Raw genomic sequence first — 12,254 nt, 5'->3', positions numbered from 1 at the left:
GGCCGCGGTGAACACGGTCCGGGGCACGCCGCTGTCCCAGCGGGCAGGGCTGGGTCGACTGTTCCGTTCGAGTCGGCGGACTCGGGTCGGGCGGCGCGCGTCACGCTGCGGGTTGTCGCTCCCGCACCCGTTCCGGTGCCGGTTCCTGTTCGGCGACGGTTCGCCGTCGGCGCCGCTGTGGCGGCACATCGGGCTCACTGACGGTGAACACCTGGCCGTCCGGTTGACGAACCGTGAGCGTGCGATCGTCGGCGAGTTCGAGCTGCCAGCCACCTTCGTGGACCACATGGTGATGCCGCGAGCAGAGCGGGATGAGGTTGTCGAGATCGGTGCTGCCACCGTGTTCCCAGGGGACGATGTGGTGCATCTCGCACCGGTCGAACGCCACATCACAGTCCCCGAACCCACACGTCCGATACATCGCCCTGAGGGCTCGCCGTTGGGCTCGGTTGGCGTGACGCACCGTCCGCCCAGCCGCGAGTGGGACACGGTCGGCATCGACGAGGATCGGGGTGACCTGTCCGTTGCAGATCATTCGTGACACCGCAGCCGGTGGGAGGGCGTTGCCGTCACCGGTTTCGCAGACGGTGTCATCGTCGATCTCGCCGGTCACGAGCGCCGTGGCGTCGATGATCGCGGTCGCATCGGCGGTGCCGGGATGCAGCTCATGGTTCCCGGAGGCGACGAGTTCGCCGAGTGCTTCGGCCGCCAACCGGTTGCGGTCGACGCTGCGATCGACACACTCCGGGTCACCCGCGGCCGCGCCCTCTGCAATGAGGGTGCCGACGTGTCGGTCGACCGGGCCGAACACCTTCGACGCGAGTTCCGGATGGAAAGCGAATCGTCCTTCGACCAGGCCGGTGGCGGTGTTCGTCTTGCGGGACAAGAACGTGCTCTTCCGCTGCCGCGTCGCACGCTCGATCCCATTGTCACGTTCGATCACCCGAGCCAGATCACGCACCGACCGACCGAACTCCTCCGGCGACAGACGCCTCGCATCATCCAACAGATCGGCTTCACGATCGAACAACTGACCCTTCACATCGTCGTCGAGCTTCGCTGTGGCATTCGCCAACGCATCGACATGCTCAGCACCGATCTCACCCGAGCCGAGAGCGTCTTCGAACGACGGCGCCTCGTCCAACGTCTTCGAGCGACGCTCCTTGCGCTTGCCCTCCGCCGACGACACACCACCGGTCTGCGCGTGCACATCCGCAGCCGGAGCCGCACCCTGCTGTTCGTGCAACTCGATCATCCGACGCGTCACACCCGCCTCGACCTGATCGATGAACCCCCGCAGGCGACGCGTCGCACCCAACACCGCGGCGCACCCGGTCGGGTCAGCAACCCTGACATCGACCGCGAAGATCGCCGCCAACTCGGCTGCGGGGTCGGGAGAATTCATACACCCCATCATGACGAAGGGGTGTGACAGAGTTTCCCGATTCCGGACCCTCCCGACGAAGAAATCTCGAAGTATTCGACGTACCGGTCCGACGGGGTTGGGCCGATGACCATCGGGCCGGTCCTTTCAGCCGACGAGCTACGGCGCTCCCGATACCCGCGGCGTCGCGCTCATCGACCGCCTGGCGGCTCCGGTTCACGATGCGACCAGCGACGCCTGACGCAAGACACGTCATCCTTTCCGCGGGCCTTTCGACGCACCGGCCGCCGAGCGTCACCCGCATCCCCGGGCGCGGCGCAGCCGCGCCCCGGCAGCTGCGGTGAGTACCGATGTGTGCGAATGAGACTGCACTCACCGGTCGACTCAACGACTGTCGCCCGTCACCGACGATCCCCCCGGGCGCGGCGCAGCCGCCGGGTGAACCCGGCGGCTGCGTGGGTACGGACGCTCCCTACTGGGTTACCCAGTTGAGGATGCCGTAGCTGGTGTCGGAGTTGATCTTCACCCTCGCCGTCGACGTGATGTTGCCGGACGTGGCCGTCAGGTCGACGGTGCGCTGCATGATCACCGAGGGGACGTACCCCATCGGCAGCGGGTCACGAGAGTCGCTGATGGCGATCCGGCCGGCGACGACGCCCCCGGTGAAGCTGATGGGATCGCCGCTCGGGTTGTTGATCGTCAGTCGCCCCATCGGGACCGAGATGTAGCCGGGGATCTCGATGTGCGTCGACCCACCGCCACTCGCGTCGATGTTGATGATCGACTGCTCGTAGTAGGGGAACCACACTCGGTCGAACGGCTCGTCGAGGGTGCCCGGTCCGCTGATCGAGCTGACGGTCACGCTCGAGTCGGACGTACCGACCGAGTTGATGGCGGTCACCTCGACCCGATACTCGCTGCCTACCGGCAACGGCGGGAGATCCTCGATGACGCACTGCGTCCGAGCCATCCACTCTTTGTCCTCGTATCCGACCCCGCCCATGATCGGCGTCGCCGTACACGAACCCACTGCCTCTTCCACAGTGGCGATGGGGGGTGGTGTTTGTTCGATGAGATGGCTGGCGAACGCACTCAGTCCGGTCGGTTGGCCCGACCCGGCGAAGCCGCCGGGTCGGTAACACCACGCCCGTCCGAAGGCGTAGACACCGGTCCGCCCACCGTTGCAGTCGATCTCGTCGCAACGCCAACCCCGGTCCCAGTACGGCTCTTCCCCGGCGGGACAACCCGTGGCGCAATACCAGTTGCCGTAGGTGTAGATCTGCTGCTCGCCGTTGTAGCAAGCAGGAGCGTCACAGCTCCACGAGTAGCGACGATTACCGCGCGGGCCGGTCCGGATGATGACCGGCGCTGCGCACGCCTGGAAACCCTCGTCGTCGCACACGCTGTTCGGTGCGACGTCACCGCAGGCGACCGGTGGCGGCGTCGGAACGTTGGCTGAATAGGTGAACGACGCTGCGTTGCTCGTTCCACCCGGCGTCTCGACCACCACGCCGACCGAACCGGCGCTGTGCGACGGCGTGGTGACCGTGATCTGCGTATCGCTGTCGACGGCGAGATACGGCGCCGCGACACCTTCGAAGCGGACGGTCGTCGCGTCGGTGAAGTGCTCGCCACTGATCACGACGGTCGTCCCACCGGAGGTCGTGCCGACGTCGGGGCCGATCGAGTCGATCACCGGTGCGGGGATCGGCTTCGGGTCGTACGTGTAGTCGACCGGGCCACTCGTGTCGACCGGAGTCGTGACGACGACCTCGACCGTGACGTCACCCGACGGGTGCTCGGGCACCGTGACGGTGATCTCCGAGTCGCTGACGACGGTCAGGTCGGTCGCCGGCACACCGCCGAACGTCACGAGACTCGTCTCACCCAGTGCGGTGCCGGTGATGGTCGCGGTGTTGCCACCCGCCTGCGGCCCTGAGGACGGGCCGATCCCCCCGACCGACGGCGGGACCGGCGGCGGCGTGTCGTACGTGTAGCCGGTCGGCGTGCTCGAACCGATCAGGTTGCTCACACTCACCGCGACCGTGCCCGAACCGGCGGGAACCGTGACCACGACCTCGGTCGGCGAAGTCGAGACGATCGACGCTGCGTTCGGCCCGAACGAGACCGACGTGACGAGGTCGAGATCAGTACCCGTGATCGTGACGGTGTCACCCCCAGCCTCGGGGCCGTTCGTCTGACTGAGGCCGGTGATCGCCGGCAGCCCCGGTAGCGGTGAGGTGACCGGCTGATAGTTGAAGTTCGCCGAACCCGACACGGTCGACCCGAAGTCGACGACGACGTCGACACCGCCGGGAGCGTGCGGCGGGGTGACCGCCGCGATCTCCGTGTCGCTCACCACGGTGAACGACGTCGCCGACAAGCCGCCGAAGGTGACATCATCGACCGGCGCTGACGTGAAGCCCGAGCCGGTGATCACCACCGGCAAACCGCCGGTCTCGAGCCCGAGGTCGGGCACGATGCTGTCGATCCTGACGTCGCCGACGCGATACACGGTGACCTCGTACGCCTGGACCGGCGCAAGGTTTGCGTCGATGGCTGCGTCCCAGCTGATCAACGCGTCGTCGGTGTCGTACGTCTCGATCGTGATGTTCGAGGCCGAGCCCGGTGGGAGGGCAGCCGGGGCGCCGAGAGCCACCGTGACCTCCGCCCGCGTGGCCCAATCGCTCCAGCCGACTTCGGAGTGGGCGCGTGCCGTGACCCAGTACGTCGCGTCCTCCGGCAACTCCGTGATCATGCACGAGTAGCCGTCGGGTGATCCAGCGTTCTCGCCGGACGGGTTGCCCCAGGGCGTCGTGCCGTCGGATCCTTCGTAGGTCGGCCACACCGTGCTCGTGGAGGCCGAGCAGGCGACCGTCGGATCACCGCCGGCGCTGGTCGCGATCCCGACCTCGTAGTCGTCGATGATCGCGCCGTTCGTGTTGGCACCTTCGACGCCCTCGAACGTGACGATGACGGCACCATCGTCGGGGCCCGACACCTCACGGATGGCAGCGACGGCGTTGACGTTGATCGGCGCGTCGGGGATGCGGGCCTCGTCGGTGAGCGACGGATGGCTCGGGACGTACGGTGCACCGGACAGGTACAGCGGTACGACGGTCTCACCGGAGATCACCTGGCTGCGCGGCACGAAGTTGACGTTCGTGACCGAGTGGTCGCCGTCGGCGTCCTCGAATCCGTCGTCGTTGTCCGGATCGGCATCGCCGTACGACCAGTCGCCGTTGACGGAGATGATGTTCGTCCAGGCGCCACTCTGGTTCTCGGCGTAGCGCTGGTTGAAGCGGACCGACGGTGCGCCCCCGGATTCCGACACGGAGAGACGGGCGTTGTCGCCGAGCACCCACGTCGCACCACCGGTGTTGCCGTCGATGCCGTAGGTCGTGCCGAGCGGGACGTCGACGTGGGCGCCGACCTGGATGTCATCGGCGCAGTCGTTCGTCACGCCGAAGTCGGCGAGACCCTGACCGACGACGATGTCGACGTTGCCGGAGATCGAGATCGGCTCCTCGAAGTAATAGACGCCGCTGGCGAAGTAGAAGTTGTTCGATCCGAAGCTGCCGTCCACGACGACCGGATCGGTGTAGTGACCCGGCAGGAAGACCTTGCAGTCGAAGCCGGGCATGTCGAGCGGACCCGAGTCACGCAGGACGCCGGAGAACGAAGGGAGCTCCGGCAGCGGCGCGACGCTGCGCGCCTCGCCGGTGGCCCCCGGGTCGAAGCCGAGCCACCATGCCCACGACGGCTCGAAACCGCTGTCGGTGTACGGCGGAGCCTCGCCCGAGGTCGCAACCACACCGCTGTAGCGATCGAGACCGGCCGGATCGGGAGCGATCTGCAACTGGGCCAGCCCGACGGGCACTTCGAGGCCGAATACCTCGTCGGCGCTGAGCTCGTCGACGTGGTTGCACGTCAGCGACACACCCGTCTCGGTCATGACACCGTCGGGGATGAGATCGGCGACGTTGTCGGGGCAGCCGTCGTCGGCGCGGTCGTCGTCACCGAACACCAGCGACGGCGAGTGCAGCGCGACACGAATGGCGCCCTTCGCCGACTCCGAGTTGCGTGTCTTCTCTTCCTCGACCTTGTTCGCACGAAGCACCGACGTGGTGTAGTGCGTCACCGGGATCACGATGAGCGCCCCGACGATGATCATGACGAGCACCAAGGGGAGCACGGCACCGCGGTCGCGCTGGTTGGCGACCCACTCGGTGGTGTACTGGCGCTCGAGCCGCTCGGCTCGGTAGCGGCGGAATCGACGGAACGTGTTCATGAGGGCACCACCCAGAGGACGCAGGCGACTGCTTCGTTGGCCGCAACGGTCAGGTCGATGCCGCCGGCCGGGCCTTCGCCGGCGTCGTGGAGCGACATCTTCGACGAGTCGGTGATCTCGACGTTCTTCGTACGGCAGGTCCAGCCGTCGGCTCGGTAGCCCGTTCCGTCGAGGCTGCGGGGCTTGAGCAGGATGTCAACCGAGGCACCGCCGTCGGTCGAGATGTCGAACGCTGCCGACTTGTTCACCGCCGAGGTCGACGCCTCGGTGACGGGCATGTCTTCGGCCGACACCTCGTAGCCGACGGTCTCGCGCAGCGGCGACGTGTTCGAACGGAGACGGGTCTGCACGGTCAACGTGCCGCCACACTCGCTCAAGGCGATCGAGTCGAGGGCACCGCCGAACTCGTTGAAGTTCGTCGTCGTCAACAGGTCGGCCTCGGCGACGGCCTCGGCGTTCCATCCACCGTCGTACGACACCTTGACGTACCGATCGGCAGTGTTGCCGTCGTAGTTCGAGATGTCGTTGCCGGCGATCAGGTCGCCGAGCGCGACCTCCGCGGGGAGCGCACGCGGGTGCGAGTAGCCATCACTCGGGCCGTTCGGCGCCGACCAGTCGGACGCGATGACCGAGTCGGGGATGGTCGTGTCGCGGTCGAGGTTGGCCGACATACCGAACGCCGTGCCGACGCCGACCCCGATGACCCGGGTCTGTGTCTGGCCGAGCAGCCACGCTGCCCGGTACCAGGCCAGCGGGTCGAACTGGGTGTAGGTCGCCTCGGTGGTGTTGTTGTAGTTGAAGTGCGACGGGACGTTGCCGCTCGGGATCTCGGGTGACTCGGGACCGGTCTGGTCCTCGTCCCGGTGATAGGTCGGCATGCCGTCGGTGAAGAACACGATCATCTCGGGTGCCGGGTTGGCCGGGTTGCCGAGCGCCTGATACGTCTGGCCCGACTCGGTGTAAAGGGCGCGGTAGATGGCGTCCTCCCAGTTGGTCGCACCGCCGTGTCCGAGTGAGTTGATCGGCGAAGAGCCGCCCAGCAACGAGTCGACCACCGACTGCTCGCTCAGGTCGTACCAGTTGTTCCATCCGGAGCTGCCGAGGACTCGTGCGTCGGAGTTGAAGCCGATGATCTGGAGCTGGGTCGGGGTGCCGGAGAAGGTGGAGACGAACGAACGGACGCCGTTCTGCACCTTGCCGGCATCGCTCGCCGTCAGCGAACCCGACTCGTCGACGATGAGGGTGATCGGGCCGCCGCAACCGCTGCGGGCCTGGAGGAACTCGGGAGGCTGGATCGCCGCCGGTTCGAGATCGACCCGCTCGGTACCGCCACCGGTGAACGAGAGCAGCTCGGTGCCGTCCATCGACTTGATGGTGACGCTCACCCGGCGACCGCTCGTGTTCACGATCGGGCTGCCGTTGGGGTCGGTGTCGAGCACGTCGGGCGGGAAGGACACCGAGATCGGCGGTTCGCCGCCACTCGACGGTTCTGGCATGTCACGAACGAGCGTCTGGGTCGAGCAGTCGCCGTTTCGGCACGCGACCCGGCGGAACTCGTACGTGCCGTCGTCGGCCTGGCCGTACCGATACGACACGTCGATGGCGACGCCGCCTTCTTCCCACGCGAGGTGGACGACGTTCTCGCCCCAGGTGCACTGCGCTTCCGCACAGGGCGAGTACAGGTCGTAGTCGACCGCTTGGGTCGGGTCGTCCGGGAGGCCGTCGCCGTCGTCGTCCGTCGGCCACTGGGCCGAGGCCAGGTCGGCCGGGAGCCAGGTGCCCAGGTTCTGTTCCCAGCGCGCCGTGTCGACCCGAGCCGTCGTCTCGGGCGACTGCCGGAGTACGACGGTGATCGTGGCGGCGAGCACCGTGGCGATGAGTCCGATCACCGTGATCGACACGAGCAGTTCGATCAGGGTCATACCCCGATCGCTGCGGGTTCGTGGTGTGGTCTCAGATGTCACCCTTGATCACCTCCAGTGATCGGGTCAGGCCGGTGTCGGGGCTGACCATCGTGATCGTGATTCGCTGCACCAAGTTCGGCTGATACACGCCACCGGGGCAGGCGCCGGGAGCCCACTGGCCCGAGCCGTCGAGGTGCTCGGTCGTGATCCAGGCGTGGTGCTCCACGTCGGTTTCGCTGACGCCGAGCTTGAGCTGCGCGGCAGCCTCGACCGGCGCCGGCAAGGTGTCGTCGCAGGGGAACTGCAGGCGGTCGGCTCGTTCGACGCGTTCGGCCGCAGTGAGGAGCGCCGACTCGACTCGTGCCGCTTCCTCGCTCGTCTTCGATGCGATGATCGACGTCTGCGTCAGCGTCAAGATGCCGGCGACGAGGGTCCCCAGCAGGACGATGGTGATCAAGACCTCGACGAGGGTCGCGCCGGCGTCGCGCGCTGTGGACGCGTCGGCCAGGGCGTCTGGCGTTCTGTCTGTTGCTCGTGCGCGTACCCGCATGGGCACTCCGATCCGTCAGGTCGAACCCCGCCGACGCCGTCCCTACCCAGCGCCCTGATCCGATCGGTTGTTCAGTTGTCGTGACCTCGCGCCGACACTGAAGTCTTCGCAAAGTCATCCGCTCGCTGTAACGAATCGGCACCGTCCGGAGAATCTTGAGTCAGTTTTCGCGATCAGGTGCCCCAGCGGACGAGTGCAATAGCGCCGCGATAGCCGCGAGTTGCGGTGCGTCCGGTCTCGGCAGGTGTGCGTCGGCAGTGCTCGCCGCCTGCTCGACGGCCAGCTCGGGACGACGCATCGCTCGGTTCCGGCGGGAGCGATGATCGAACCCGACGCCAGCCGACCGCTGTGCAGGTGTGGTCGGGCGCCCTCGATCGGCCGGGGCACGCCGCTGCCCCAGCGGGGGCTGGGTCGACTGTTCCGTTCAGGGTGTCGGGGTCGGGCGGCGTGCGTCACGCTGCGGGTTGTCGCTCCCGCACCCGTTCCGGTGCCGGTGCCGGTTCCTGTTCGTCGACGGTTCGCCGTCGGCGCCGTTGTGGTGGCACATCGGGCTCACTGACCGTGAACACTCGGCCGTCGGGTTGCCGGGTCGTGAGTGTCCGGTCCGGTGCGAGTTCGAGGGCCCAGTCGCCTTCGTGGACCACATGGTGATGCCGCGAGCAGAGCGGGATGAGGTTGTCGAGATCGGTGCTGCCACCGTGTTCCCAGGGGACGATGTGGTGCATCTCGCACCGGTCGAACGCCACATCACAGTCCCCGAACCCGCAGGTGCGATACATCGCCCTGAGGGCTCGCCGTTGGGCTCGGTTGGCGTGACGCACCGTCCGCCCAGCCGCGAGTGGGACACGGTCGGCATCGACGAGGATCGGGGTGACCTGTCCGTTGCAGATCATTCGTGACACCGCAGCCGGTGGGAGGGCGTTGCCGTCCCCGGTTTCGCAGACGGTGTCATCGTCGATCTCACCGGTGACGAGTGCGGTCGCGTCGACGATCGCGGTCGCATCGGCGGTGCCGGGATGCAGGTTCTGGTTCCCGGAGGCGACGAGTTCGCCGAGCGCTTCGGCTGCCAATCGGTTGCGGTCGACGCTGCGATCGACACACTCCGGATCACCGGCCTGGGCACCCTCCTTGATCAACGTCGAGACGTGTCGGTCGACCGGACCGAACACCTTGCTGGCGAGTTCCGGGTGGAACGCGAACCGTCCCTCCACCAACCCGGTGGCGGTGTTCGTCTTGCGGGACAAGAACGTGCTTTTGCGCTGTCGGGTCGCACGTTCGATGCCGTTGTCGCGTTCGATCGCCCGAGCGAGATCACGCACCGACCGACCGAACTCCTCCGGCGACAGACGCCTCGCATCATCCAACAAATCGGATTCACGGTCGAACAACTGATCCTTCACGTCATCGTCGAGCTTCGCCGTCGCATTCGCCAACGCATCGACATGCTCAGCACCGATCTCACCCGCACCCAACGCATCTTCGAACGACGGCGCCTCATCCAACGTCTTCGACCGACGCTCCTTGCGCTTCCCCTCCGCCGACGACACACCACCTGTCCGAGCATGAACATCCGCAGCCGGAGCCGCACCCTGCTCTTCGTGCAACTCGATCATCCGACGCGTCACACCCGCCTCCACCTGATCGATGAACCCCCGCAACCGACGCGTCGCACCCAACACCGTCGCGCACCCAGTCGGGTCAGCAACCGTGACATCAACGGCGAAGATCGCCGCCAACTCGGCTGCGGGGTCGGGAGAACTCATACACCCCATCATGACCAAGGGGTGTCACACACTTTCCGAACTATTCAGCTTCCCAGGAGTTCAGAGCCCAGCCACCGTTCGCGTTCACCTGGACGACCGCCTCGGCACGGGCGTCGTAGTCGCCGTTCACTGTCGTGACGATGAGAATTGTCTTCTGCGTCGACGGGTTCTCGAACTCGATGCGCGAGTTCGTGCCCAGATTTGCAACATCGATGCGAGCCGTCACGGCGCCGCCCGTGAGTCGCATCGCATGCTGCTCGGCCGACGAACCACCGTCGAGTTCGATCCGGCCTTGCGGCATTGACACGTAGCCGGCGATGTCGAGCTGTATCGGCGAGGCCGACGACGCCACGACCTCGATGATGGCAGGCGGTGTGCGATAGATCGCCGGAGTCGGCGGCGGTGGTGGCGGCGTGTACGGCGGAAGAGCGTCGACCTCCGAGTCCGAGAGACCGTCGAGGAAGACCAGCGTCGGCGGCGGCGACGGCGGCAACGACGACTCACCGAGTTCATTGATCGCATGCATCGTGATGCGGTACGGCGCACCCCTCACCAGACCCTCGAACGCCGGAGCGGGCGTGTCGGGATCATCGGCCGGAAGCAGACAGCTGGTCTGATCCCAGTTGGCACTGCACTCGACCAATGGATGGCCACCGGGGTTCGGACCGACGGGCGTCGCCACAACCCGGTACCCATCGATCGGCAAACCGCCGGAGTCACTCGGCTCGCCGACCGGATTCCAGGAGATCAGCTTGCCGTCGGCGAAGTTCGTCGTCGGCGACCCGAGATCGTTGATCGGCTGCACCGGATCCGCGACGGACAAGAGAGGGTCGACAGCAATCCCGCCGGAGTACGGGCGGGCATAGATACGCGTGTCGCCCGGCGACTCGGGCCCGGGGTCAGAGGAGCCGCCGTAGCTCACCGCAGTCACTCGGAACTGGTAATCGCTCTCGTTGGAGCTGAGCCCTGGATTCGAGTAGCCATTCAGCCCTTGGACCGTGCAGGACACTCTCGCCGCCGCTCCTGTCGCCCACGGCGCGTCCAGCGGGCACGGAGTTGGAGACCAGCTTCCGTACGAGCTCTGGTTCCGCCTCTTACTCCGGACTTCGACGACGTAGTCGGTGATGACGAAGCCATTGTCGTCAGGAGTTGCCCAAGAGAGAAACGCAGCCGCCTTGTCAGCGCAGTTCGTGGGGTTGCTGCACGTAGCGGAGATGTACTCGGCCACGCTCGGCGCCGCTGGCGCTTCAGGAGGGATCGGCTCGGGGGTGTGGACCGACGGCACGTAGCCGTCGTCGGCGACATTGACGATCTCGCCGTTCACCGTGACGTTGGCCGGCAGCGTCGCAAGGACGTCATCGACGAAGAGCGGCAGCACGTCTCCGGTCGGGTCACCGTCGTCGAGATCGCCGTTCACCGTCATGATCGAGACGCCGTCGCTCGGCAGCGCGCCCTCCTCGCTGTCGTCGGCATAGCGCTGGTTCATCACGACGTCGACGGCGCCGCCGGAGTTGTCGACGATGAACTGCCCTTCGTGCCCGAACACGAACGTGGCCCCGACCCCGCTGATCAGTGTCGACTCGGGCGGGTTGGACACGTAGTTGAGCGCATCGATGTCACCCGTGCAGCCTTCGGTTTCACCCGCACCGACGACGACGTCGGCGCCTCCCTCGAAGGTGATGGTCGACTCGAAGTAGTAGACGCCGGACACGAAGTAGGTCGGACGCGGACCGCGGACCGCAACGGGTTCGGTGTAGGTGCCAGGGAAGTAGACGTCGCACGTGCCGAACGACATCGCGCGGCTGTAGTCGCCGTCGCCACGAGCCGGCGTCGTCCGATCGATCTCCGGACGAACCGGAAGGTTCGGGACCCAAACCGTCCCGACCGCTGGATTTGGCGACCGGTCGGGCTGCCAGAGATCTTCGTCGTCGGGAGCCGCAGATGGGTTCGTGTAGTTCCGTGGATCCTCGAGCTCCGGAGGGATCGGCTGATCGATCTGCAACGTCGCCAGATGAAACGGCACTTGATCGTTGCTGAGATAGTTCGTCGTGCCGACGACCTGGCACGTCGACGACACGCCCGCCAGGTCGATACTCGCCAGGTTGCGAGGGACATCGCCCGCGAACCCGCCGCAGTTGTCGTAGAGCGAAGCCGTACTCGTGAGCGCCGTTCGGAGTCCCGCTCGTGCGTACTCGAGCGAGCGGGTCTTGTCCGACTCGACCTCGCCCGCCCGCATCACCGTGATCGCATAGTTCATCAGCGGCAGCACGACGAGCGCGCCGATCACCATGAGCACGAGCACCAACGGCAGCACCGAACCGGTGTCACGCCCGTTGGCCGCGACCCGCCTCCGTTGCGGCGC

General features: G+C 66.7%; 6 protein-coding genes. All 6 read right to left on the bottom strand.

Annotated elements, in window-relative coordinates:
* Nucleotides 1-100: 100 nt before the first annotated feature.
* On the bottom strand, nucleotides 101-1,405 hold the full coding sequence (locus tag BDK89_RS03710) for an HNH endonuclease signature motif containing protein (RefSeq protein ID WP_166657367.1): 1,305 nt from the start codon (nucleotides 1,403-1,405) through the stop codon (nucleotides 101-103).
* 451 nt (nucleotides 1,406-1,856) lie between these two features.
* Entirely contained in the window at nucleotides 1,857-5,675 is a 3,819-nt protein-coding gene (locus BDK89_RS03705) for an IPT/TIG domain-containing protein (RefSeq protein WP_133867668.1), read from the bottom strand.
* Nucleotides 5,672-7,639, bottom strand: a complete 1,968-nt coding sequence (locus tag BDK89_RS03700; RefSeq protein WP_279586772.1) for a prepilin-type N-terminal cleavage/methylation domain-containing protein — start codon at nucleotides 7,637-7,639, stop codon at nucleotides 5,672-5,674. Before BDK89_RS03700 ends, BDK89_RS03705 begins: the two co-directional genes overlap by 4 nt.
* Complete coding sequence (locus BDK89_RS03695; protein WP_133867666.1) at nucleotides 7,629-8,036, bottom strand: hypothetical protein; 408 nt, start codon at nucleotides 8,034-8,036, stop codon at nucleotides 7,629-7,631. The genes BDK89_RS03700 and BDK89_RS03695 overlap by 11 nt, the downstream gene beginning before the upstream one ends.
* Nucleotides 8,037-8,581: 545 nt before the next feature.
* Nucleotides 8,582-9,892 carry an HNH endonuclease signature motif containing protein gene (locus BDK89_RS03690; RefSeq protein WP_166657366.1) on the bottom strand — a complete coding sequence of 437 codons (1,311 nt, stop codon included), beginning with the start codon at nucleotides 9,890-9,892 and terminating at the stop codon, nucleotides 8,582-8,584.
* A 40-nt stretch (nucleotides 9,893-9,932) separates the two neighbouring features.
* Nucleotides 9,933-12,206, bottom strand: coding sequence for a fibronectin type III domain-containing protein (locus tag BDK89_RS03685; protein WP_133867664.1), 2,274 nt, complete (start codon nucleotides 12,204-12,206; stop codon nucleotides 9,933-9,935).
* Between the last annotated feature and the right edge of the window lie 48 nt (nucleotides 12,207-12,254).

Origin of the sequence: Ilumatobacter fluminis (genome assembly GCF_004364865.1) — a bacterium.
GTDB lineage: Bacteria > Actinomycetota > Acidimicrobiia > Acidimicrobiales > Ilumatobacteraceae > Ilumatobacter > Ilumatobacter fluminis.
Note: the sequence above shows the minus strand (reverse complement) of the source record. Positions and strands in the feature narration are given on the sequence as shown.

Bases quoted from the DNA above. Each gene is read 5' to 3' on its own strand.
- BDK89_RS03710 (WP_166657367.1), bottom strand. From the start codon at position 1,405: ATGAATTCTCCCGACCCCGCAGCCGAGTTGGCGGCGATCTTCGCGGTC.
- BDK89_RS03705 (WP_133867668.1), bottom strand. From the start codon at position 5,675: ATGAACACGTTCCGTCGATTCCGCCGCTACCGAGCCGAGCGGCTCGAG.
- BDK89_RS03690 (WP_166657366.1), bottom strand. From the start codon at position 9,892: ATGAGTTCTCCCGACCCCGCAGCCGAGTTGGCGGCGATCTTCGCCGTT.